22 protein-coding genes are annotated in these 21,992 nt (G+C 59.5%); 7 read left to right on the top strand and 15 right to left on the bottom strand.

Features of this window, described 5'->3' with window-relative positions:
* Window positions 1–21: 21 nt before the first annotated feature.
* Genes HFO99_RS27190 through pcsA form a run of 5 tightly spaced genes read right to left on the bottom strand, consistent with a single transcriptional unit; the run spans window position 22 to window position 5,341 of the window.
* Entirely contained in the window at window positions 22–942 is a 921-nt protein-coding gene (locus HFO99_RS27190; protein WP_222253028.1) for an ABC transporter permease, read from the bottom strand.
* Window positions 939–2,024 carry an ABC transporter permease gene (locus HFO99_RS27185; RefSeq protein ID WP_222364752.1) on the bottom strand — a complete coding sequence of 362 codons (1,086 nt, stop codon included), beginning with the start codon at window positions 2,022–2,024 and terminating at the stop codon, window positions 939–941. The genes HFO99_RS27190 and HFO99_RS27185 overlap by 4 nt, the downstream gene beginning before the upstream one ends.
* Window positions 2,014–3,582: an ABC transporter ATP-binding protein gene (locus HFO99_RS27180; RefSeq protein WP_222364751.1), complete on the bottom strand. Its 1,569-nt coding sequence runs from the start codon at window positions 3,580–3,582 to the stop codon at window positions 2,014–2,016. The genes HFO99_RS27185 and HFO99_RS27180 overlap by 11 nt, the downstream gene beginning before the upstream one ends.
* A 39-nt stretch (window positions 3,583–3,621) precedes the next feature.
* A complete protein-coding gene (locus HFO99_RS27175; RefSeq protein WP_222364749.1) occupies window positions 3,622–4,602 on the bottom strand; it encodes a quinone oxidoreductase family protein in 981 nt (326 codons plus the stop codon).
* A 10-nt stretch (window positions 4,603–4,612) separates the two neighbouring features.
* Window positions 4,613–5,341 (bottom strand): phosphatidylcholine synthase, encoded by a 729-nt coding sequence (pcsA, locus tag HFO99_RS27170; RefSeq protein ID WP_222253024.1) that lies wholly within the window; start codon window positions 5,339–5,341, stop codon window positions 4,613–4,615.
* Between the two features lie 356 nt (window positions 5,342–5,697).
* Here pcsA and HFO99_RS27165 point away from each other — a divergent pair, with 356 nt between their 5' ends.
* Window positions 5,698–6,510 carry a ferredoxin--NADP reductase gene (locus HFO99_RS27165; RefSeq protein WP_018069601.1) on the top strand — a complete coding sequence of 271 codons (813 nt, stop codon included), beginning with the start codon at window positions 5,698–5,700 and terminating at the stop codon, window positions 6,508–6,510.
* 48 nt (window positions 6,511–6,558) lie between these two features.
* Here HFO99_RS27165 and HFO99_RS27160 read toward each other — a convergent pair whose 3' ends face one another.
* Window positions 6,559–7,173 carry a GntR family transcriptional regulator gene (locus tag HFO99_RS27160; protein WP_222364747.1) on the bottom strand — a complete coding sequence of 205 codons (615 nt, stop codon included), beginning with the start codon at window positions 7,171–7,173 and terminating at the stop codon, window positions 6,559–6,561.
* A gap of 266 nt (window positions 7,174–7,439) precedes the next feature.
* Here HFO99_RS27160 and HFO99_RS27155 point away from each other — a divergent pair, with 266 nt between their 5' ends.
* The 5 genes from HFO99_RS27155 to HFO99_RS27135 all read left to right on the top strand — a co-directional run bounded on the left by HFO99_RS27155 (window position 7,440) and on the right by HFO99_RS27135 (window position 13,321).
* Window positions 7,440–8,393, top strand: coding sequence for a LysR family transcriptional regulator (locus tag HFO99_RS27155; RefSeq protein WP_026154144.1), 954 nt, complete (start codon window positions 7,440–7,442; stop codon window positions 8,391–8,393).
* Between the two features lie 164 nt (window positions 8,394–8,557).
* The gene (locus HFO99_RS27150) at window positions 8,558–9,571 is read left to right on the top strand and encodes an amino acid ABC transporter substrate-binding protein (RefSeq protein ID WP_222364837.1); all 1,014 of its coding nucleotides are present in this window, start codon (window positions 8,558–8,560) and stop codon (window positions 9,569–9,571) included.
* Between the two features lie 51 nt (window positions 9,572–9,622).
* Window positions 9,623–10,810, top strand: a complete 1,188-nt coding sequence (locus HFO99_RS27145) for an amino acid ABC transporter permease (RefSeq protein ID WP_222364744.1) — start codon at window positions 9,623–9,625, stop codon at window positions 10,808–10,810.
* Between the two features lies 1 nt (window position 10,811).
* On the top strand, window positions 10,812–11,951 hold the full coding sequence (locus HFO99_RS27140; protein ID WP_222364743.1) for an amino acid ABC transporter permease: 1,140 nt from the start codon (window positions 10,812–10,814) through the stop codon (window positions 11,949–11,951).
* Window positions 11,952–12,094: 143 nt separating this feature from the next.
* Window positions 12,095–13,321 (top strand): MalY/PatB family protein, encoded by a 1,227-nt coding sequence (locus tag HFO99_RS27135; RefSeq protein ID WP_222364742.1) that lies wholly within the window; start codon window positions 12,095–12,097, stop codon window positions 13,319–13,321.
* A gap of 15 nt (window positions 13,322–13,336) precedes the next feature.
* On the opposite strand, the gene HFO99_RS27130 is transcribed toward HFO99_RS27135, so the two are convergent.
* From HFO99_RS27130 to HFO99_RS27110, 5 genes are all read right to left on the bottom strand, one after another.
* On the bottom strand, window positions 13,337–14,539 hold the full coding sequence (locus HFO99_RS27130) for an ABC transporter permease (protein WP_222364733.1): 1,203 nt from the start codon (window positions 14,537–14,539) through the stop codon (window positions 13,337–13,339).
* On the bottom strand, window positions 14,529–15,245 hold the full coding sequence (locus tag HFO99_RS27125; protein WP_170262556.1) for an ABC transporter ATP-binding protein: 717 nt from the start codon (window positions 15,243–15,245) through the stop codon (window positions 14,529–14,531). The genes HFO99_RS27130 and HFO99_RS27125 overlap by 11 nt, the downstream gene beginning before the upstream one ends.
* Window positions 15,246–15,257: 12 nt before the next feature.
* Window positions 15,258–16,550 carry an efflux RND transporter periplasmic adaptor subunit gene (locus HFO99_RS27120; protein ID WP_222364731.1) on the bottom strand — a complete coding sequence of 431 codons (1,293 nt, stop codon included), beginning with the start codon at window positions 16,548–16,550 and terminating at the stop codon, window positions 15,258–15,260.
* Window positions 16,551–16,733: 183 nt separating this feature from the next.
* Window positions 16,734–17,108 (bottom strand): GFA family protein, encoded by a 375-nt coding sequence (locus HFO99_RS27115; RefSeq protein WP_222364729.1) that lies wholly within the window; start codon window positions 17,106–17,108, stop codon window positions 16,734–16,736.
* A 9-nt stretch (window positions 17,109–17,117) separates the two neighbouring features.
* Window positions 17,118–17,327, bottom strand: a complete 210-nt coding sequence (locus HFO99_RS27110) for a hypothetical protein (RefSeq protein ID WP_003539563.1) — start codon at window positions 17,325–17,327, stop codon at window positions 17,118–17,120.
* 377 nt (window positions 17,328–17,704) lie between these two features.
* Between HFO99_RS27110 and HFO99_RS27105 the strand changes: the two genes are divergently transcribed.
* Window positions 17,705–17,887: a hypothetical protein gene (locus HFO99_RS27105; protein WP_222335247.1), complete on the top strand. Its 183-nt coding sequence runs from the start codon at window positions 17,705–17,707 to the stop codon at window positions 17,885–17,887.
* A 214-nt stretch (window positions 17,888–18,101) separates the two neighbouring features.
* Here the strand turns inward: HFO99_RS27105 and HFO99_RS27100 are convergent, their stop codons facing one another.
* The 4 genes from HFO99_RS27100 to HFO99_RS27085 all read right to left on the bottom strand — a co-directional run bounded on the left by HFO99_RS27100 (window position 18,102) and on the right by HFO99_RS27085 (window position 21,511).
* Window positions 18,102–18,728 carry a methyltransferase family protein gene (locus HFO99_RS27100; protein ID WP_222364727.1) on the bottom strand — a complete coding sequence of 209 codons (627 nt, stop codon included), beginning with the start codon at window positions 18,726–18,728 and terminating at the stop codon, window positions 18,102–18,104.
* A gap of 90 nt (window positions 18,729–18,818) precedes the next feature.
* The gene (locus tag HFO99_RS27095) at window positions 18,819–19,526 is read right to left on the bottom strand and encodes a helix-turn-helix transcriptional regulator (protein ID WP_222252917.1); all 708 of its coding nucleotides are present in this window, start codon (window positions 19,524–19,526) and stop codon (window positions 18,819–18,821) included.
* Window positions 19,523–20,455, bottom strand: a complete 933-nt coding sequence (locus HFO99_RS27090; protein ID WP_222364835.1) for an NAD(P)-dependent alcohol dehydrogenase — start codon at window positions 20,453–20,455, stop codon at window positions 19,523–19,525. Before HFO99_RS27090 ends, HFO99_RS27095 begins: the two co-directional genes overlap by 4 nt.
* Window positions 20,456–20,794: 339 nt before the next feature.
* Complete coding sequence (locus HFO99_RS27085) at window positions 20,795–21,511, bottom strand: SDR family oxidoreductase (RefSeq protein ID WP_261323341.1); 717 nt, start codon at window positions 21,509–21,511, stop codon at window positions 20,795–20,797.
* Window positions 21,512–21,992: the final 481 nt, after the last annotated feature.

Below are 21,992 nucleotides of genomic sequence, written 5' to 3'. Positions count from 1 at the left end.
AAACCCGTCTTTGTTGTTGCTTTATCGCTCCGGCACGAATGCTTTTCCGAGCGACGCGGGCGTGTTGATCAACGTCGTGCGCCGATTATGGGAAATGATGATGAGAACCACAATAGTCGCGGCGTAGGGCAGCATCGAAAGAAACTGCGAGGGAATGCCGAGACCGAAGGCCTGCGCGTGAAGCTGCAGGATGGTGACTGCGCCGAAGAGATAGCCGCCGGCAAAGACCCGCCACGGCCGCCAGGAGGCGAAGACCACCAGCGCCAGCGTGATCCAGCCGCGGCCGGCCGACATGTTCTCGGCCCATTGCGGCGTGTAGACGAGCGAAAGCTGCGCGCCGGCAAGACCGGCGCAGGCACCGCCGAACATGACGGCGAGATAGCGCGTGCGGATGACATGAATGCCGAGTGCGTGGGCCGAACCGTGATTGTCGCCGATCGCCCTGAGCTTCAGCCCGGTCCGGCTGCGAAACAGAAACCGGCTGACGCCGACCACGAGCGCGATCGACAGGTAGAAGATCAGGTCCTGCCTGAAGAGAACATGGCCAACGACCGGAAGATCCGACAGGATCGGAATGACGATCTCTCCCAGCCGGATGCCGGGCATGCCGACATAGGCTTCGCCAAGCATGCCTGAGGCGCCGAGGCCGAGAAGGGTGAGCGCCAGACCGGTCGCCACCTGGTTCGCCACCAGGGTCAGCGTCAGGAAGGCAAACAGAAGAGAGAAAAGCGCGCCTGCCGCAATGCCGCAGACAATGCCGACATAGGGCGAGCCCGACATCTGCGCGCCGGCAAAGGCGGCAACCGCGCCCATGATCATCATACCTTCGACACCGAGATTGAGAACGCCCGAGCGCTCGGTAACCAGTTCACCGAGTGCGGCGATGACGAGCGGCGTCGAGGCGGTGATGACCGTTAGCAGAATGGCTTCGAAGATGCTCATGCCGCCCTGCCCCTGACCCGCGACCAGACAATGCGGATTTTGTAATAGATCAGCGTATCGCAGGAGAGCACGAAGAAGAGCAGCAGGCCCTGGAAGACGCGGGTGACCTTGTCGGAAACGCCGATCGAAAGCTGCGCTGCCTCACCACCGAGATAGGTCAGCGCCAGCACCAGGCCTGATGCGATGATGCCGAGCGGATTGAGGCGGCCGAGGAAGGCGACGATGATGGCGGTGAAGCCGTAGCCCGGCGAGATCGCCGGCTGCAAATGGCCAATCGAGCCGGAGACCTCGGCTATCCCGGCGAGGCCGGCAAGAGCGCCCGAGAAGAGAAAGCTGAACCAGATCATCTTCTTCGAGGAGAAACCGGCAAAGCGCCCTGCCCGCTCCGATTGGCCGAGCACGACGATCTCGAAGCCTTTCAGCGTATAGCGCAGCATGAACCAGACGCCGAATGCGGCGACAATGGAGAAGATGAAGGCCCAATGGGCGCGGCCGGACTCTTCCCAGATCGCCGGCAGCACGGCCTCCGGTGCGAAATCACGGGAAACCGGAAAGTTGAAGCCCTTCGGATCGCGCCAGGCGCCGCGGATCAGCCAATCGAGGAAGAGCTGGGCGATATAGACCAGCATCAGCGACGTGAGTATCTCGTTGGTGTTGAAATGCGCCTTCAGCAGCGCCGGAATGGCGGCGAAAAGTGCACCGCCAAGCGCGCCCAGGATCAGCATCAGCGGCAGCACGAGCGGCGAATGCCAGTCGTAGAAGACGATCGGCAGATAGGAGCCGGTGATGGCGCCGATGGTGAACTGGCCTTCGGCGCCGATATTCCAGTTGTTCGAGCGATAACAGACAGCCAGGCCGACGGCGATCAGGATCAGCGGCGCGGCCTTGATCGCCAGCTCGTGCAGCGACCAGACCTCGAGCAGCGGCTCGATGAAGAAGGCGTCGAGTGCCTCCACTGGGTCCTTGCCGAGCATGGCGAACATGATGGCGCCGAATACCAGCGTCAGGACAAGGGCCAAGAGCGGCGAGACGAAGGCGAAGAGCTTCGAGACGTCGGGCCGTTTTTCGAGTTCAATGCGCATGGGGCGCCTCCGGGGGAGAGCTGCTCTCGTGCAGTCCGCCCATCAGCAAGCCGATCCTTTCCCGCGTCAGTTCGCCCGCTGGGAACGGGCGGGAAAGACGGCCTTCGCAGATGACGGCAATATCGGTCGCCACTTCGAAGATCTCGTCGAGATCCTGGCTGATGACGACGACGGCCGAACCAGCTCTTGCGAGATCGACGAGCGCCTGGCGGATGCGGCTCGCGGCCCCGGCATCGACGCCCCAGGTCGGCTGGTTGACGACGAGCACCGCCGGCTGGCGGTCGAGCTCGCGGCCGACGATGAACTTCTGCAGATTCCCGCCGGACAGGGAGCCGGCGGCCGGATCATCGCCGCTCTTGCGGACATCCATCGCCTCGGAAATGCGCCTTGCGGCGGACTTCACCGCAGCGTGGCGGATGATGCCGAGCAGGCCCAGAAACGCCTTGCGGTCCGACTGGTTGCGGGCAAGGACGAGATTGTCCGACAGTTTCATGGCGGAGACGGCGGCATGCCCGTGGCGCTCCTCCGGCACGAAGCCGGCTCCGAGCAGACGGCGGGCAGTAATACCCTGATTGCCCACGTGCTTCTTGCGGACCACGATCGACTCGGCCGAGGCGACCGGATATTCGCCGGACAATGCGTCGAAAAGCTCGCTTTGCCCGTTGCCCGCGACACCGGCGATGGCGAGGATTTCGCCGGAGCGCACCGCCATCGAGACATCACGCAACGGCATGGCGAAGGGGGTGCGCGCCGCGACGGAAAGGTTCGCAACGGCAAGCTGCACCTCGCCCTTGTCGCTGCGCTCCGGATGCGTCACGGTCGCCACTTCGCTGCCGACCATCATGCGAGCGAGCGAGGCCGGCGTTTCCCGCTTCGGATCACAGGCGCCGGTCACACGGCCATGGCGCAGCACGGTGGCGCGATCGCAGATGCGCTGTACTTCCTCCAGGCGGTGGCTGATATAAAGAACCGAGCGTCCCTCGGCGCGCAGCTTGAACAACGTCTCGAACAGCTTGTCGGCCTCCTGCGGCGTCAGCACCGAGGTCGGCTCGTCGAGAATGATGAGCTTCGGGTTCTGCAGCAGCGCACGGACGATCTCGATACGCTGGCGCTCGCCGACCGAGAGATCGGCGACATGGGCATGCGGATCGAGCGGCAGGCCGTAGGCGACCGACAGCGCCCTCGCCTCCTCGGCGATTTTGTCGATCGGGATGGCGTCATCGAGCGACAGGGCGATGTTTTCGGCAACCGTCAGCGCCTCAAACAGCGAGAAATGCTGGAAGACCATGCCGATGCCGAGCTTGCGGGCTTCCCCAGGCGACGTGATCGCAACCGGCTGGCCCTGCCAGAGGATATGCCCGTCCGTCGGCTCGAGAACGCCGAACACCATCTTCACCAGGGTGGATTTGCCCGCACCATTTTCGCCGAGAAGCGCGTGAATTTCACCCGGCGCTATATCGAGATCGATTTCATTGCAGGCAGCAAAGCCACCGAAGAACTTCGTCAGCTTCTGAACCGATAATAACGCACCGGAATCCGGCACATTCAATGGCGACACGTTCCCCTCATTTCTTCTGCCAACCGGTCCGTTTGGATCTCATGGAATCAGCAGCGTCGTTCCTGTTGTTTTTCTTGTTTCCAGATCCGTGTGAGCCTGCCCAACCTCACGCAGCGGATAGGTTTGATTGATATTGATACGCACTTTGTTGCTTTGCACAATATCAAATAGCGCTTTCGCACTGTCGATCAGTTCCTGGCGCGCGGCGATGTAGGTGAAGAGCGTCGGCCGCGTCGCAAAGAGCGAACCCCTCTGCGCCAGCGTCGCCAGGGTGAAATTCTCGATCGGACCGGAAGACTGGCCGAAGGAGGCAAAAAGGCCGCGCGGCTTCAGACAATCGAGCGATTGTGGAAAAGTATCCCGTCCGATCGAATCGTAGACGACATCGACGCCCTTGCCGCCGGTGATCTCACGAACACGGTCGACGAAGCTGTCGCTCTTGTAGTTGATCACATGGTCGTAGCCATGGGCGAGCGCCAGCTCGATCTTGTCTTCAGAGCCCGCCGTGCCGATGACGGTGGCGCCGAGCGCCTTTGCCCATTGGCCGGCGATCAGGCCGACGCCGCCGGCAGCGGCGTGGAACAGCAGGACGGTCTCAGGGCCGACCTTGAAGGTGCGGTTCAAGAGATATTCGGCAGTCATGCCCTTCAGCATCATCGCCGCCGCCGTTTCGATTGCTATGCCGTCAGGCACATGCACCAGATGCCGCGCCTCGATATTGCGTTCAGCGCTATAGGCACCGTCGGAGCTGGCATAGGCAACACGGTCGCCGACCTTGAAATCCTCGACGCCGCGGCCGACCGATGTCACGGTGCCGGCGCCCTCCTTGCCGGTGACGAAGGGCAGATGCGGGGTCTTGTAGGTGCCGTTGCGGAAATAGACGTCGATGAAATTAAGCCCGACCGCCGCCTGCCTGATCTGCACTTCGCCCGTCGACGGCGGCGGAAGATCGATCTCGACATAGTCGAAAACCTCCGGCCCGCCCGTCTTCGAAAATGAAACAGCCTGCGTTTTGATCATCTTGCCTGTCCTATGCTTCGCGTCCAAGGGCGGGGAAGAATTGCAGCACCGCGCCGATGACGTAAAGATAGATTCCGGTCACGATGAAGAGAATGAGCGCCCATTCGGGCGTGTCGAAATGCATCAGCAGTGAAAAAATGCCGAGCGACGACCACAGGAAAAAGACGCCGAGGTTGAGCGGGCGCAGCCTTTTGACCCGAACCGGGTGGAGGAAATTGATCGGCAGGAAGGTCAGCACCACCGAGACGATGACAACAGTGAGCGCCGTTGTGGCACTGGCATCGATGACGAACAGCGTGAAAACGATCATGTTCCAGACGACGGGGAAGCCGGAGAAGAAATACTCGTCCGTCTTCATGCCCATATCGGCATAGTAGATGGCGCTGGAGACGACGATCATGCCGGCGGCGACGAAGGACCAGGGCTCGCCGATCATGCCGCTCTGATAGAGCGCGAAGGCCGGCAGAAGCACATAGGTGACGTAATCGATGATATTGTCGAGCGTATCGCCCGACCAGTTGGGCAACACTTCCTTGACACGCACCTTGCGGGCGATCGGCCCGTCTATGCCGTCGACGAGAAGGGCGAGACCCAGCCACCAGAACATGTCGATGAAGCGGTGCTCGGCGGCGGCAACGACGCCGAGAAAGGCAAGGAAGGAGCCGGAGGCCGTCAGAATATGGACGGAAAAGGCGCGCATCTCCGCATAAGGAACACGCTTGTAGTTGAAAATCTTCATATTCCCCGACCGCCCTATCGCGCTCGCCCCGGCAAGCATCTTTTTTTCACCACCATCGCCGGACCCTGTTGCTGAATCGGGTTCGACGTCGTAGGTCTTTGTTGTCGCACCATTTTTGCCGAAAACTGGCATCCGTTTCCGGCGTGCTGCTCTAATATGCATCCTTTGCCGGGCTTCGCCAGCGGGAAATACGACATTCTCCGCCCGCCTCCGGTCGGCCATTGAATCCTGACCATGACATGCATATTTCCCTTTAGAAGCGTCGCGTGGAATGGAATGCCTTTAATTCCGGCCGGATTTGTAATATCTCGCTCGCATCCGACTGTTCATCCGACGAAACGGGATCCGCTACCGAAATGAACGCGCCTGCAAAGACCGAAGACTTCGCCTTGTCCATCCCCGCCGGCGTCTATGCCGAGACGGTGCTCGATGTCACGCACTATACCGACCGGCTCTTCCGATTTACTATGACCCGGCCGCAGGGCTTCCGTTTCCGTTCTGGCGAATTCGCGATGATCGGCCTGATGGTCGAAGGCAAGCCGGTGTTCCGCGCCTATTCGATCGCCAGCCCCGCCTGGGCCGAAGAGCTTGAATTCTTTTCGATCAAGGTGCCGGACGGTCCGCTCACCTCGCATCTGCAGGCGATCAAGCCGGGCGACCAGGTGCTGATGCGCAAGAAGCCGACGGGCACGCTGGTGCTCGATGCGCTGACGCCCGGCCGTCGTCTCTACATGTTCTCGACGGGAACGGGCATTGCGCCCTTCGCCAGCCTGATCCGCGATCCCGAGACATATGAGAAGTTCGAGGAAGTCATCCTCACCCATACGACGCGTGATGTCGCCGAACTGAAATACGGCTTCGACCTCGTACATGAGATCCAGAATGACGAGCTGCTGAAGGAAGTCGTCGGCGACAAGCTGCGCCACTATCCGACAGTCACGCGCGAGGATTTCGAATATCGCGGCCGCATCACCGACCTGATCTCCTCCGGCAAGCTGTTCACCGATCTCGGCGTGCCGCCGCTCGATCCGGCAATCGACCGCGGCATGATCTGCGGTTCCTCGGCCATGCTGAAGGATACCAAGGAACTGCTCGAGAAGGCCGGCCTCGATGAAGGCGCCAACAGCAAGCCTGCCGAATTCGTCATCGAGCGCGCTTTCGTCGGCTAAAGCATTTCTTACAATCGATCAGTGAACGGCTCCGGAAAGGAGCCGTTTCTATGCGTGGCTGAGATAATCGATCAGCAGCGCCATGGCGGCGCGCGCTTCATCCGGCCTGCCCTGATGGATGGCACGAATGACGGCGACGTGCAGCGCAATGGCGCGGTCCATGCGCTCCGGGCTTGCCTTGGAGTACCAGAGGCGGCGCGAATGCGTCTGCACCGGGCCGAGTGCTGCCGTGATGAAGCCGTTCGGGCAGGCATCTTCAAGGATTTCGTCGAAGGCCTTGTCGGCAGCGAAGAAGCCGGCGAGATCGCCGGTGACGGCGCATTCCTCCATGGCGCGGGCGCAGTTGATGAGGCGCGCGCGGTGCTCGTCGCTCGCATGTTCGGCGACGAGTCTTGCCGCGATCGGCTCCAACTCGCGGCGCACCTGCATGACATTGCGATGATCCTCAGGCGCGATCTCGGCCACCTGCAGCCCGACGCGCGGCTTGACCAGGATCAGCCCCTGCCAAGCGAGCTTTTGGATCGCCTCGCGCACCGGCGTACGCCCATGGCCCGCCATACCGATCAGCTGCTTTTCAGTGACCAGCGCGCCGGGCTTCAACGCCAGCGTCACGATCAGATGCTCCAGCGCCAGATAGGCAAGACGGCTCTGTGACGTCTGCATGCAAAACAACCGCTCCCCACTGATATATCAAATCCTGGCATGCTGGAAACCGCACGGCAAGCCGTACTGGTATATCCCCACGGAGAAAAATGAATGGAGGGTCTCAAGATTGAGTGCTCCGAGGAAGGGTGTTCTTCGTGGCAGCGCGGACCGGCGGTCCGCGCCATGAATCTCGAACAGTATTTGACCCCTTGTCACCTTACAGTTGTCATGCGCCTGGCGAAATGCTTCGATGCTCCTCATGAACCGGTTTCATGGAGCTCGCAATGTCTCCCGACAACGTTGACCTTAATCTCCTGCGCGTCTTAGATGTGCTGATGCGGGAAAGGAGCGTTACGCGCGCTGCCGATCAATTGGGCCGGACCCAATCAGCGGTCAGTCACTCGCTCTCGAAGTTGCGCATCATATTTAAGGACGAGCTGTTCACACGCGACGGCGGATTGATGAGGCCCACGCCTCGCGCATTAGAGCTTATCGGGGACCTATCTGACTCTCTCGGAAAAATTCGCGGTTTGATTGGGCGGTATAATGTCTTCGACCCTGCAACGACAGAACGAAAGTTTCGCGTGGGGCTCACTGACTATCATGCGATGATCTTCATCCCGGGCCTTATTCGAGAATTCTCCAGACAGGCGCCATATGCGACCCTGAATGTCATACCCGCCAACCGAGCTGAAGCTGAAAGCGCAGACTACTTCCGCCAGGTCGACTGCACTTTGACGGGCGCGAGTCTGAAGGACGACCCCAACCTGACTAAAACCGAGCTCGGTCAGGACAGAATCCTGTGCGCTGTTTGGAGTGGCAGCCAGATCGCCAGGTCTCCATTAGGTTTGGAGCAGTATCTTTCGGCATCTCACCTTCAAATTTCCGCCGATGGTCTGTCTGAGGGTTTGGCAGATGGTGCACTTAAAGAGCGTGGGCTTAGGCGAAAGGTCGTCGCAACCATTTCAAACTACTTAGTGATGCCGTTGGCGCTCAGGGGGACGGACCTGATCACGCATTGTGGCGACGGCATTTTTCAGATTCTTGATGAAGCAAACGAGATTACACTTCTCTCGCCGCCCATACCCATTCCTTCCGTCAGCGCAAGTCTCGTGGTTCACCGGCAGATGGCTGCCGATCAGGGAATCCTTTGGTTGCGTCGCCTTATAACTGAACTGTATCACGCGGCTCAAATCAGCAAAAATGAAGCCATATTGGCAACCAACGTAATCGCGTGAGGAGGAATGCCAACTAGGCGGTCAGTTTTGACGCATTCATCCGGGTTCCAGTGCTCTGATATTGTATGAATTTCATTCATAAATTGGATGTCGACAATCAATTTGACAGATTGGCCTTCAGCAGGCCACTCTCTTTGGTAGAATTCAAAAAAGGGGATCCTTCAATGCGAAATTTAATCGCCGGTATTCTCGGCGCGGCAATTGCCGCCTCTGCATATCCCGTTTGGGCGGGAACCTTGGACGATGTCAAAGCAAAGGGCTTCCTCACATGCGGAACGAATCCGGCAACGGCGGGTTTCAGCGTTCCTGACAACGATGGGAAGTGGACAGGCTTCGTCGTCGACTACTGCCGCGCCGTGGCCGCTGGCGTTCTCGGCGATGCAACGAAGGTCAAGTTTATCCCGCTCAACGCCAAGGATCGATTTACCGCGCTCCAATCCGGCGAGATCGACATCCTGGCTCATAATGCGACGTGGACGTCCTCGCGAGACACTTCCCTCGGCATCATCTTCGCTGGCACTTATTTTTATGATGGCCAGGGCTTCATGGTTCGCAAGTCGGAGAATATTCAGTCCGCCAAGGGTCTGGACGGCGCATCAATTTGCGTTTCGCAGGGGACTACCGCCGAATTGAATCTGGCCGACTATTTCCGCATCAACGGCATGACCTATAGTGCCGTCGGTTTTGCTGATGAAGAGGCTGTCATCAAGGCTTATGAGGAAGGACGTTGTGACGTTTTCTCCGCAGACACTTCGAGCCTGAACGCTGCGCGGATCCGTATGGCGAAGCCCGACAAGAACGTCGTGCTCCCGGAAATCATTTCGAAGGAGCCGCTGGGCCCCGCCGTCCGCCAAGGTGACGATCAGTGGCTGAACATCGCCAAGTGGACTCTCAATGTCATGCTCGCCGCAGAAGAGTTCGGCATCACCTCGAAAAACGTCGACGAGATGAAAAATTCCGCCGATCCGAATATTCGCCGCCTCCTGGGCGTCGAAGGTAGCTTCGGCAAAGACGTCGGGCTCGGAGAGAGCTGGTCTCAGGACATCATCAAGCAGGTTGGCAATTATTCCGACGTTTTCGAGCGTTCGATCGGCAAGGAATCTCCCTTGAAGATAGAACGTGGTGTGAATGCGCTCTGGAATGCCGGCGGCCTTCAATACGCACCTCCCATCCGTTGATACGAGGCCGCCAGGAGAATCGGCGGCCTCTTCCTAGTTGGGAGGAACCAAATGGTTGACATTTCTCTGCCTATGCATGTGCGTAGCACCTTCTCGATCTATGACAAAAAGGTTCGCGGGATCGTCTATCAAGCTGCTTTGGCTGTTAGCCTGGCGGTGGTCCTCGCGGCGGTTACAACCCAAACTGTTTCGAACATGAAACGGCGCGGCATTCCTCTTAGCTTCGACTTCTGGAAACAGACTGCAGGCTTCCAGATCAATCAGACGCTGATCCCCTACGACACCCTGTCCACCTATGGACAGGCCTTTTGGGTTGGCGTGGCAAACACACTCCTGGTCAGCGTAGTGGGAATCGTACTTGCCACAGTCATTGGTTTCCTGATCGGCATTTCACGCCTTTCCAGAAATTGGATAGCAGCCAAGGTCGCGACCTCCTATGTCGAAGTCATTCGAAATATCCCGCTGCTGCTTCAGCTTCTGTTCTGGTACAACGCAGTCCTGAAGCCGCTGCCTGCGCCAAAGGCATCGATCTCCCTACCCGGAGGAATCTACCTCAACAATCGCGGGATCATAATGCCCACGGTTGAGCTTCAGGCGGGCGCCGGCTGGGTAGGTGTGGCAATCGTCGCCGGGGTGGCTGTCGCTATTGCGTTCGGAGCCTACGCGCTGACACTCCAGAAGCGAACAGGCAAGCAGCTTCCGGTCCTCCTTGTCACGATACTCGCTCTCGTCGGGCCGCCACTGCTTGCTTGTGTAGCCGTGGGCAGCCCCTGGACCTTCACCTATCCGGAGCTGAGGGGTTTCAACTTCCGTGGGGGCCAGCAGATCTACCCTGAGTTCGCGGCCCTACTCATCGGCCTTTCTGTCTACACGGCGTCATTTATCGCGGAAATCGTTCGCGGTGGCATTCAAGCCGTTTCCAAAGGGCAGACAGAAGCGGCCCACGCGCTCGGTCTCCAACAGGGCAAAACATTGCGACTGATTGTCATCCCGCAGGCTTTGCGGATCATCATCCCGCCTTTGACCAGTCAATATCTGAACTTGATCAAAAACTCGTCGCTTGCCGTCTTCATTGGTTATCCCGATCTCGTTCAGGTCTTTGCCGGCTCCGTACTCAACCAAACGGGGGCGGCGGTGCAGGTGATGGCCATAACGCTCGGGGTCTATCTCGTCATCTCCTTGAGCACATCGGCCGCCATGAACGGCTTCAACCAGCGTTTTGCGCTCGTGGAGCGATAAGATGAATGAAACTCTTCATGTGCCGGCTGCATATCGACATGAATACATTCCTGCTGTCGCTCCGCCGCCCGGAATCCAGCCCGGCCCTATGACTTGGGCGCAGAAGAACCTGTTCTCCAGTCCCTTCTCATGCCTTTTAACCGTGTGTTTCACCGGGCTGGCGGTTTGGCTCGTTTGGCAATTCCTGAGCTTTGCCTTGATAAATGCCGTGTGGAGCGGTGACAGCGAAGCCTGCCGTGCCAATCCAGACGGCGCATGCTGGTCGTTTGTCGCCGCTAAACTGAACTATCTACGGTACGGCGCATATCCGGCAACCGAGCGCTGGCGAGTCGACGTAACGCAGCTGATTGGTGCTGCCTTGGTCGGGTGGCTCCTATGGCGGAGCGCCCCATGTCGCAACATCGCAGCACTGCTGTTCTTCGGAATTTATCCCATTGTGGCGTTTGCGCTGCTTCGTGGTGTGGAAACGATTGGTCTGCCGGTCATAGACACAACGCTATGGGGCGGAATAATGATCACGCTCTTGATGTCCGTTGTAGGGATCGTGTTTTCGCTGCCGCTTGGGATCATCCTCGCACTCGGCAGACGTTCTGAGCTTCCAATCGTCAAGGCCGTCTGTGTCTTCTATATCGAGATTGTCCGAGGCGTACCCTTTATCACCGTGCTCTTCATGGCGAACTTCATGATGCCTCTGTTTGTGCCTGAGGCACTAACGCCCGATAGACTTTTGCGCCCAATGATCGGCACTGCCCTCTTCTCGGCGGCTTACATGGCGGAAGTAATTCGTGCCGGGCTGCAGGCTATCCCCAACGGCCAATATGAAGGGGCTCAGGCCCTGGGCGTCGGGTACTTCACGAGCATGAGGCTCGTCATCCTGCCTCAAGCGCTCGCGATCGTCATTCCCGGCATCGTTTCGACGTTCATTGGACTTTTCAAGGACACGACGCTCGTCGCAATCGTCGGCATAGCAGACTTTCTGCGAGCAGTCGAAACCGCCCGTATCGATCCGAACTGGGCGGGACCGACTATCTCGTCAACCGGTTATCTTTTTGCGGCGGTTATCTACTGGATCTTCTGTTTCGGGATGTCTCGCTATTCCATGTCCGTGGAAAGTCATCTCGCGCGCGCTCACAAATCATAGGAAGTGCGGATGTTGAACAATCTGAAGTAAACGCCGCTGGCGACATCACGGCCGCCAATGGGCAGTTCCTGCGACAAATCCTGAGGTGATTGTCCCCCTCTTTCAATGCGCGGCTTACGCACACAAATACTAGGACTCAAACGATGACACAGTCCCATGCACCGGCGACCAGGAAACTGGGCGCCGAGGAGACGAATTTTGACGTTGTTCATGACCGCAGCAAATTCGGTTCGGCGAAATGGGCCAATCAGTGGGACGAATTCTCTCCCCGCGTCCAGGGCGACGGATTGATATCGCTCTGGACGGCCGACATGGATTTTCGTGCGCCGGAACCGGTGATTGCACGCTTGCGTGAGGCCGTTGATCACGGCATCTATGGCTATACCAAGCGCGATCCGCACCATTACGAAATCATAAAGTCCTGGTTCGAGCGCCGCCACGGCTGGAATGTGGATGTCGAGACGCTGGTTCCTGCTCCGGCAATCATGCCCTCCGTCGCAGCTATCTTGCGGACCTTTACGCAAGCTGGTGACGGCGTCATCGTCCAGGCACCAGTCTATTCTCCATATTTCCAAGTCGTCCGCGAGAATGGCAGGAAGCTCCTGATCAACCGCCTGAGACTTGCGAACGGCGCCTACGAGCTTGATCTGGAGGATTTCGAACGGCAAGCTGCGAACGGCGCCCGCGCGTTTTTATTGTGCAATCCGCACAACCCTGCCGGAAAGGCCTGGACACGTGAGGAGCTGAAGAGCCTTGACGCCATATGTGAGCACTACGGCATCCTGGTCATCTCCGACGACATTCACTGCGACATTCGACTAAGCGATCGTCCTCATATCGTATTCTCCTCTCTCGGTGACGCCGCGGCGGCAAAATCCTTCATCTGCACAGCACCGACCAAGACATTTAATTTGGCCGGTGTACCTGCGGCTACAGTTTCCGTCGCTGACCGGAAACGTCGCGAGGAGCTGTTCCAGGTCATGCAAGCATCGTTCATGCTGAACGCTCATTATTTCGGGCGGCTCGCTCTTGAAGTCGCATATAGCTCGGGCGATCAATGGCTAGACAGCCTTACATCTTATGTTCGCGAGAACGTCGATCTCGTCTTGAGCGTAGCGGGCAGCAATCTTCCGGGTATCACACCGATGCGACCTGACGCGTCATATCTGGTCTGGCTCGACGCGCGAGAGTTGGACGCAAAGGTGGAAGGGATCCATCGGTTCTTCGTCGAACGGGCCGGCGTCAACCTTTACGACGGGCGCGTCTATGGGCCGGGTGGAGAAGGATTCATCCGCCTAAACGTCGGTTGTCCGCGCTCCATCCTCAAGGAAGCGCTCGGACGCATGGCACGCGCCCTCGGATCGCTATAGCGCTTGCGACGTCTCTCACTCGTGCCGCAGGGCCTCGATGGGATTCAGCTGCGCGGCCCTTCTCGCGGGGAAATAGCCGAAGATCATGCCGATCGCCGCGGAGAAGAGGAAAGCGACGGCGACCATCAGCGGGCTGAAGACGAAGGGCACCTTCAGCAGCGTCACAGCGCCGAAACCGAGGCTCAGGCCCAGTATGATGCCGGTGATGCCGCCGAAGAGTGATAGCGCCACCGCTTCCACCAGGAACTGGGTCAGCACCTGGTTTTCGAGCGCGCCGATCGCCAGACGGATGCCGATTTCGCGGGTGCGCTCGGTGACGGAGACCAGCATGATGTTCATGATGCCGATGCCGCCGACGAGCAGGCTGATCGCAGCGACGGCGCCGAGCAGGCCGGTCAGCAGCGTCGTCGTGCCGGTCATCGCCGCGGCGATCTGGGTCATGTCGTTGACGTTGAAATCGTCCTGGCGGCCGGGCATGATCTTGCGGCGCTCGCGCAGGAGATTTTCGACATCGGACTGCACCTTGGCTGTGGAGACGCCGTCGCGCGCCGAAATAATGATCTGCGGTACGTTGCTGTTGCCGCTGATGCGTCGCTGGAACACCTTGACCGGCATGATGACGACATCGTCCTGGTCGTTGCCCATGCCGGACTGGCCGCGCTTGGCAAGCACGCCGATGACAGGGCATGAGACCTTGCCGACGCGGATCTGCTGGCCTGTGGGGTCGGCGCTGCCGAAGAGCTGCGAGCGCACCGTCTCGCCGATGATGCAGCGCGCCTGGCCGCGTTCCTCGGCGGGGGTGAAATTGCGGCCGAGCGCCAGGTTCCAGTCCTGTGCGATGAAATAATCGTTGGTGGTGCCGGAGACGCTGGTGGAATGATTCTGGCCGCCGAAAATCACGGTCGCGGTGGACTGGTTGAGCGGCGCCACCGCCCTGAGGCCGGTGATCTGGTCACGGATGGCCGCGACGTCCTTGATGCTGAAGCGCTTGGCCTCGGAACTCGCCCGGCCGGGGCCGAACTGGCCGGGGCGGACGAACAGCATGTTGGTGCCGAGCCGCGACAGCTCGGTCGAGACCTGCGCGGTCGTGCCGTTGCCGATCGTCACCAGCGCGATGACGGCGGCAACGCCGATGACGACGCCGAGCACGGTCAGGAACGAGCGCAGCATGTTGCGGCTGATGGCCCGCAGCGCCAGCTTCAGCGTCTCAAAGAACATGATCCGCCCTCCTCCGATGCTCGACTTCCGTCTCCAGCTTGCCGTCGACGAAGCGCAACAGCCGCTGCGCATAGGCGGCAATATCGGGCTCGTGGGTGACCATGACGATGGTGATGCCTTGCTCGCGGTTCAGCCGCGTCATCAGATCCATGATCTCGACGCTGGTCTTCGTGTCGAGATTGCCGGTGGGCTCATCGGCCAAGAGTAGTGCTGGCTCGGTGACGATGGCGCGGGCGATGGCGACGCGCTGCTGCTGGCCGCCTGACAGTTCCTGTGTCTTGTGATGTTCGCGACCGGACAACCCGACCAGCGCCAGGGCTTCGCGGGCCCTTTCGCGCCGCTCGCGCACCGCCATGCCGCGATAGATCAGCGGCAGTTCGACGTTCTCGACGGCCGAGGTGCGCGACAGGAGGTTGAAGCCCTGGAAGACGAAGCCGAGCATATGGCGGCGCAGCAGCGTCAACTGACTGCGGTCGAAGCCGCTGGTCGGAATGCCCTCGAAGATGTAGTCGCCGGCGCTCGGCACGTCGAGACAGCCGAGAATGTTCATCGCCGTCGACTTGCCGGAGCCAGACGGCCCCATGATCGCGACGAATTCATGGGCGTTGATCGCGAGATCGACGTGGTCGAGCGCGCGGATCGCCGCCTCGCCCTCGCCATAGACTTTCGAGACCTGTCTGAATTCGATGAGCGGCGGGCTTGCCATCCGTCTCTCCGCCTAGTTCGCACGCGCCGTGGCGTCGATCACCAGTGCATCGTCTTGCTTGATGTCGCCGGAGACGACCTGGGTGAACTGGCCGTCGGATGAGCCGACCTGGATGACAACAGGCACCGGGCGGCCGTTGCGCAGCACCCAGACGCGGCGCTCAGCGCCCTTCAGCGCCGAACCGGCATTGTTGTTGCGCTGGCGCGGCGGGCCGAAAATGCCGAAAATGCCGCGGCCGCGCCTTTCCGCCTGCGCCGGGGCGTAGCGCAACGCGGCATTCGGCACCATCATCGTGTCCCTGACGGCCTCGACGGTGACGTCGGCCGTCGCCGTCATGCCGGGGCGCAGCAGCAGGTCGGCATTGTCGACGGATAGAACCGCTTTATAGGTCACGACATTGTTGACCACTTCGGAGGCGAAGCGGATCTGCTCGATCTCGGCTGGAAAGGTCCGGTCGGGATAGGCGTCGACCGTGAACTTCGCCTTCTGGCCGACGGCGATCTGGCCGACATCGGCCTCGTCGACATCGACCTGCAGCTCCATCTTCTTCAGGTCGCCGGCGATGGTGAAAAGGATCGGCGCCGAAAGCGAGGCCGCGACCGTGGCGCCGGGATTGACAGAGCGGGTGAGGATGACGCCGTTGATCGGCGAGATGATCTTCGCCTTGGCGAGATTGACTTCGGCAAGCTGCAGGTCGGCTTCCGCGGCCAGGACCTCGGCTTCGTTGATCTGTTTGGCGGCAACGGCAGAATCATATTTGTAGCTGGCGTCGTCGAGGCTCTGCTGGGTGGAGACGTTACTCCTGACCAGGCTCTTCAACCGCTCGAGCGAGGTGCTTGCCGATTGCATATCGGCATTGGCCTTGACGACGTTCGCCTTGGCAGAGTTGAGCTTGGCCCGCGAGCTTTTCACATCCGCCTCGAGCTTGTTGGTATCGAGGAGAGCGAGCACTTCGCCTGACTTGACCGTGCTGTTGTAATCGACGTTGACGTCGCGGACCGTGCCGGACAGCTCGCTCGATATATCCACCTGCTCGGTCGGCTGTACCGAGCCGGTGGCGGTGACGAGCACCGTCAGGTCGCCGCGTTTTACCGGCTGGGTGGCATAGCTCACTTCACTTTGCCCACGGCCCATGTAGACATAGGCGGCGGCTGCGGCGGCAACGATGAGAATCAGCAGGATGAGCAGGCGTCCGCGCCAGCGGCCACGCTTGCCCTGCCGTCCCGATGCGGCAAGGACCGCTGCGAGATCGGATGCTGCGCCTGTCTTTGCTCCGGTCTCGCTGCCGCTTACGATTTTGTTCATGTCGTCCTCAATCCGTCAGTGGCCGCCTGCAGCCTCTGCGGCGAAATAATCACAACGCAGATGAACCGGCGATTAGCGTTGCCGCCGAACTGGCACGGAATTGCGGATGGGTGAAATGAAATATTGGTAAGGAAAGTCAAGTTTCGGTGCGTTTGATCTCGATGGCGACGCGTTTAGCGCCCGTCAGTTCGCATCCTCGGCAAATTGGCCCGCGCCGGGCAAGGGATGCAGCCACAGTTCGCGCCGCTTGATCCAGACTTCATAGCCAGGCGCAAGATCCGTCGGCGGGCTGTCAAGCGAGCCCAGACGGATTTCCGCCTCGTCATCCCTAAGGCAGAAAAGCCTGCTGCCGCAGACGGGGCAGAAGCTGCGGCCGGAGAAAGTGGCGACCTCGCCGCTGTGGGAAAAAGCCTGGCGTGGCCAGACCGCGAAGAAGGTGAAGGCGGAGCCGCTCGATTTGCGGCAATCGGCGCAGTGGCAGAGGCCCATGCGAAGCGGTTCGCCTTCCACTCTGTAGGCCACCGCCCCGCAAAGGCAACTTCCGGTTCGGATCTTCATAGAGCGCCTTCAGGCGTCGAGATTGGTCGGCAGGCCCGGCGGGCGCCGCTTTGCTGCCATCAACAGGTCGAGTTCGGTAGCCGACGGGCCGAACTTGTCGTAGAGGCGCTTTGCCTCCTTATCATCCAACCGGTATTTCCTGGCAAATTCGCCGATGCTGTAAGGGCGGCCACGCAACACTCTTCGCGCCGGGGTCGCCGTATTCGGTGCGTCGGTCATGGTTTTCTCCTTTCGTCACGTCCCTTTTAAGGTAGAGCGAGCTGTCGATTTGAAAAGAGCCGGCGAGCCGCATCGAAGCTTCCGGCTCGGGTGGATGCGGTTGTTTTCCTGGAATCTTTTCGCCGATATGCGCATTTTCAAATCGAGGTTGCGGGCCGCGCCAAGCGGACGCGGCGGTGCTGGAGAACATCGGGATTTTTCCGCTTTCTCCCGATGGCCAACGAAATGGCAGGCGAGCTCCCTGCCCGCCCGGCCCGCCGCCTCATCCCCTTTTTCCGGCCAGATCACGAAATGTTAAAATACGGAACGCACGCGCCGGAGCGAGGTTGTCAACACGAGGTCGACGTGGCCTCAGTTCAAAACCAAGGAGAAACCAAATGGCAAACCAAGGTGGAACCCACGAACAGCACGTCAAGGCTGGGCAACAGAGTCACAAGAACGACTCCAATACCCGCAGCGCCTCTTCAGGCGGCCGCGACGCGCAGTCCACCGGAACCCGCGGCGGCAGCCATGAACAGCATGTCAAGGCTGGCCAACAAAGCCATAAGAACAGCCACTAAAGCTCTGTTCTAATATGAAATTAGGCTCGCGCTTCGGCGCGGGCTTTTCTCTGCGGCGCTCTTGCCGCCGCAGCCCTTTCCTCAACGAATATCCAGCCCGTGCTGCGTGCCGAACAAAAACTCTAACGTGCGGATACAAGGGACTGCCTGAGCACGCCGGCGACAAACGTGAGCGCGTCCCCGTCGGCGCCGGGCTTGCTCCAAGAGCTCGCGATCAAGGAACAACGATTGCCATCGTTAGAAGGCCGCTTTCTCGAAGGTATTCGACCAGTTCGGAAAATGGGATCATGGCTATGGTGAAGAGAGAATCTCTTGATGTCACCAGCAGCGCCCGGCCGGAAATCACCGGAGCCTGCCCCCACTCAAAATTGGAGAAATTTGGCCAGAACAACGGTGTACGCCCAGCGTATTCCGCATATGGCTCGGCGAAGAGACGAGACAAATATATGGCCTCCCGCTTCGCCGTATATCTGAACACAAGATAGGCGAGCAGCGTGAAAATTCCCGTGAAAAGCAGACTACCAAACACCAGGCAGACACCGCTGATCATGCAGAGCGAAAAGAGATAAAGAGGGTTGCGCGTGATCGAATAAGGTCCCTCGGTCACAAGCGCGGAATTCTTTCGACCTCCAATATAGATGGTCGACCAGATCCGTCCGATTACGCCAAAGGCGATCAACAATGTACCGAACTGAGCGAGCAGGGTCAGAAAAAGGCTTTCAGATCCAAGGCCCGGATGCGCGATGAGCTGGAAGGTGACGAAAGCAACGGTCAGCACCCAAAAAGCCAAAATTCGCCGCTTCTGCTTAAAGGGGCGGTCGGAGGAAGTCGTATAAACCATCAATATTTCCGATCTCTATAAAATCTTCGAAACGCTCTGCAGGCTGTGCCTCAGAGCGAGGTTGAATTCGGGGGTCGAGGCAACAATCAGCTATCCGCAATCCCTCTTTTTGCAGGGATGCTTTTCCTGAGCGCGCCACTCCTTGACGAGTTGGCGGCGGTTTCCGGGATAATGATCGTCCAGGAAACTGACGGTCATGACGTGGTCAGCTTGGAAGATGCGAAAGTCGCCCTGCAGTTCGCACCAACCCGCGATAAACCGCTGTGAATCAATAAATCCCAGCATGATTGGCCATACGGTCCTTTCGGACACGGCCCCGCTTCGATCTTTGTGCGTGATCCTTATCTTTCGCTGCTCGCGCATCGCTCGCCTGACCTGCGCCAGATCAACAACCGATGAACCTTTTTCAGAACGACCAACAAAGAACGTGTTGTCGTCCAAGCCCCGTCGCAGGTCGGGCGGAAGCACACCGCCGATTTTTGCGAGCGCGTTTTGAACAGCGTGCGCCAAAGCATCGTCCGTGTGCCGACTGACCCACTGTGCGCCAGCGACAAGCGCCTGGATCTCTTCTTCCGTGAAAGACAGAGGCGGCAAAAGGAAACCCGGCTGCAGTATGTAGCCGACCCCGGGCTCTCCATCGATATCGGCGCCCATGGCCTGCAGCGTCACGATGTCACGACGGATAGTCCGCAACGAAACGCCGAGCTCGCGCGCAAGCGTCAAGCCGGCCACTGTTCCGCGGTGACGACGAAGAACTTGAATCAGGTCAAATAATCGATAGCTTCGTGACACGCTCACGCCATCATGACGACGGCTTTTCCGGCGAGCTTCCGTCCGGACTCAAGAGCCGTGATGAGTGGAATCGCTTCGCTGAGGGGCACGATCTCGGCGATCGGAAGGCGAAGATTTTCGTCCTTGGCGGCACGAGCGATTCTATCGAGGATCTCGGCCCTCGGCGTGCACACCACAACCTTCAGTTTTCGGTTGAACATTGACCGAATGAATTTTCCCGGCGTGGGATTGAGGTCGACGAACCGGCCATTCTGACGCAATAGCCCAAGCCCCACTGCGTCCGTCATCGTCGCAGCCGTGTCGTAGACCACATCGAAACGCTCGCGAACCGTCGACAAATCAGTTGTCCGATAGTCAAATACGGTTTGAACGCCGAGGGCCCGCGCCCGTTCCGTCGCCACCGCGCTGCAACTGCCCGAGACCTTTGCGCCCAGAATCTGTGCGATCTGCACAGCCGCTTCGCCCACCGCACCGGTACAGCCATTGATGAAGACGTGCTCGCCGGCAGTCAGCTTCGCTTTGTCGACCAGCCCGTTCCAAGCGGTGGCTCCAGGTGTTCCGAGACAAGCTGCCTCCTCAAACGAAACGGTGTCGGGCTTCTTGGCTAAGAAACTGTCCTTGGTCACGACAGCCTCTCCCAGGGCGCCGCTCTCCTTGAACCGGGCAAGACCGAACACGGCATCGCCGATCTTGAAACGCGTCACCCCTTCACCGACCGAAATGACCGTCCCGGAAATATCCATCCCCATCGCGCGAGGAAAAGCCCTTCCCGTAACGATCTTCATCCGCCCCGCCCGCAGCTTCCAATCGATGGGATTGATCGCTGCGAACTTGATCTCGACCGCCACCTGTCCTTTACCCGGCGAAGCCAGTTCAAACTCCTCGAGCCGCATGAGATCGGGGCCGCCGTACTGGTGATATTGAATGCGTTTCATAGTGATCCATTCTTCCTGTTTTGCTGAAGGCACGACTGTGACGGTGGCAAGCCGCATCGAGCCCGGGCAGCGCCAGCGGCCCGACGACCAGGCGGGCCTCCCCTGCCCGCGTTTGACGGGAATGCTTGGAGATCGCATGGCCATCCGCGGAGGCAATCCGGCGTCGCCGCGAAGTCTGATGACCATGGCTTTCCTGAATTCCGTCACGTCGATGCAGGTTAGACCACCACGGTGCCAGATTCTGGCACCATCGTTTTTGTGACATCGTCCGCTTGCAGATCCAGCCGCCCAGCAGGATCTTCGGGAGGGATTGCCGCGACCGGTCACGGCAATCCACCATCAGGAGCGGCTGTTCATGCGCTCGAACAGGGCTTCGCCCATCCGGCGCGTGTCGGCGGAGATGCCGATCAGGATCTCCTCCTTATCCGCTTCAAGCTGCGCCAGCGCATCGACAGCGAACTCTTCCGAGGAGACCATCATGCGGCTTGCTGTGCCTTCGCTGCGCGTACCACCGCCGAGAGCGGTATCGACGATCGGTGGCGCGACCTCGATCACCCGAATTGCTGTGGATTTCAACTGATGGCGCAGGCTGAGCGTAAAGGAATGGATCGCGGCCTTCGTGGCGCAATAGACCGGCACATCGGCCATCGGCGAAAAAGCGAGGCCCGAGCTGACGTTGATGATGAACGCATGTTCTTGCTGCCTCAAGGTGGCGAGCAGCTCGGCGATCAGATGGATCGGCGCCGTCAGATTGATCGCCACTTCCTGATCGAGAGTGTCGATCGCCGGATCACTATTGAAATCACGCCGATGCTGAACGCCGGCGTTGTTGACGATGATATTGAGGGCCGGATGGTCCGCCTTCAGCCATTCGACCATTGAATGGCGGCTCTCGCCGTCGGCAACGTCGCAAATGCGGGTGATCAGCGCAGGCAATTTCTCTTGTGCCTTCCGCAGCGCGGCTTCGCTTCTGCCGCAAATGATGACGTGATTGCCCTTTTCGTAAAGGCGCCGCGCGAGCGCGAAACCGATGCCGGTTGCGCCGCCAGTGATCAAAATTGTGTTTCCTGTAAGATTCACGGTCGTCCATCCTTCCAACAATTGAGAAGGTGCGCCGACGATGACGTGGTATCAGCGGACACACCTTTGCGACCGGCAAGCCGGTCTCAGGTGTCGCGGATACCCTTGGAGGGAGAATTGCCGTCCCTTGAGACGGCGACCGGGCTACCATCCGGTCAGCACTCTTTCGACGGGCGCTTTCATAGCAGAATGCCGATCATACCGCAATCAGTCGCCATGTTCCCTTGCGCCGGGTTACGTCGCTTGTTGACGTGAGCCATGACGGATGTGCGTTCAGCATCCTTTTCCAGCAGAGCGCCGTAAGAGCAAAAGGCTGCGTCACAGGCCGAACCTCCGCCTATGACCGGCCTGCATTGATGATTCATGCTCATAAGTTCATGCGATTTGCGGCGCCTAATCATGGTTGGGTACGCGCTCTATATTCAAAGCATGAGATCGGGAAGCGCTAGCACGACTG

The organism is Rhizobium leguminosarum (assembly GCF_019798305.1).
In the GTDB taxonomy this organism is placed as follows: Bacteria; Pseudomonadota; Alphaproteobacteria; order Rhizobiales; family Rhizobiaceae; genus Rhizobium; species Rhizobium leguminosarum_U.
Note: the sequence above shows the minus strand (reverse complement) of the source record. Positions and strands in the feature narration are given on the sequence as shown.

What these genes read in the sequence shown, in the direction of transcription:
- HFO99_RS27125 (WP_170262556.1), bottom strand. Translation starts at nt 15,245, where the DNA reads ATGGCAAGCCCGCCGCTCATCGAATTCAGACAGGTCTCGAAAGTCTAT.
- pcsA (WP_222253024.1), bottom strand. Translation starts at nt 5,341, where the DNA reads ATGAAGATTTTCAACTACAAGCGTGTTCCTTATGCGGAGATGCGCGCC.
- HFO99_RS27130 (WP_222364733.1), bottom strand. Translation starts at nt 14,539, where the DNA reads ATGTTCTTTGAGACGCTGAAGCTGGCGCTGCGGGCCATCAGCCGCAAC.
- HFO99_RS27090 (WP_222364835.1), bottom strand. Translation starts at nt 20,455, where the DNA reads ATGAAACGCATTCAATATCACCAGTACGGCGGCCCCGATCTCATGCGG.
- HFO99_RS27165 (WP_018069601.1), top strand. Translation starts at nt 5,698, where the DNA reads ATGAACGCGCCTGCAAAGACCGAAGACTTCGCCTTGTCCATCCCCGCC.
- HFO99_RS27105 (WP_222335247.1), top strand. Translation starts at nt 17,705, where the DNA reads ATGGCAAACCAAGGTGGAACCCACGAACAGCACGTCAAGGCTGGGCAA.
- HFO99_RS27120 (WP_222364731.1), bottom strand. Translation starts at nt 16,550, where the DNA reads ATGAACAAAATCGTAAGCGGCAGCGAGACCGGAGCAAAGACAGGCGCA.
- HFO99_RS27175 (WP_222364749.1), bottom strand. Translation starts at nt 4,602, where the DNA reads ATGATCAAAACGCAGGCTGTTTCATTTTCGAAGACGGGCGGGCCGGAG.
- HFO99_RS27135 (WP_222364742.1), top strand. Translation starts at nt 12,095, where the DNA reads ATGACACAGTCCCATGCACCGGCGACCAGGAAACTGGGCGCCGAGGAG.
- HFO99_RS27185 (WP_222364752.1), bottom strand. Translation starts at nt 2,024, where the DNA reads ATGCGCATTGAACTCGAAAAACGGCCCGACGTCTCGAAGCTCTTCGCC.
- HFO99_RS27190 (WP_222253028.1), bottom strand. Translation starts at nt 942, where the DNA reads ATGAGCATCTTCGAAGCCATTCTGCTAACGGTCATCACCGCCTCGACG.
- HFO99_RS27110 (WP_003539563.1), bottom strand. Translation starts at nt 17,327, where the DNA reads ATGACCGACGCACCGAATACGGCGACCCCGGCGCGAAGAGTGTTGCGT.
- HFO99_RS27145 (WP_222364744.1), top strand. Translation starts at nt 9,623, where the DNA reads ATGGTTGACATTTCTCTGCCTATGCATGTGCGTAGCACCTTCTCGATC.
- HFO99_RS27150 (WP_222364837.1), top strand. Translation starts at nt 8,558, where the DNA reads ATGCGAAATTTAATCGCCGGTATTCTCGGCGCGGCAATTGCCGCCTCT.
- HFO99_RS27115 (WP_222364729.1), bottom strand. Translation starts at nt 17,108, where the DNA reads ATGAAGATCCGAACCGGAAGTTGCCTTTGCGGGGCGGTGGCCTACAGA.
- HFO99_RS27155 (WP_026154144.1), top strand. Translation starts at nt 7,440, where the DNA reads ATGTCTCCCGACAACGTTGACCTTAATCTCCTGCGCGTCTTAGATGTG.
- HFO99_RS27160 (WP_222364747.1), bottom strand. Translation starts at nt 7,173, where the DNA reads ATGCAGACGTCACAGAGCCGTCTTGCCTATCTGGCGCTGGAGCATCTG.
- HFO99_RS27140 (WP_222364743.1), top strand. Translation starts at nt 10,812, where the DNA reads ATGAATGAAACTCTTCATGTGCCGGCTGCATATCGACATGAATACATT.
- HFO99_RS27100 (WP_222364727.1), bottom strand. Translation starts at nt 18,728, where the DNA reads ATGGTTTATACGACTTCCTCCGACCGCCCCTTTAAGCAGAAGCGGCGA.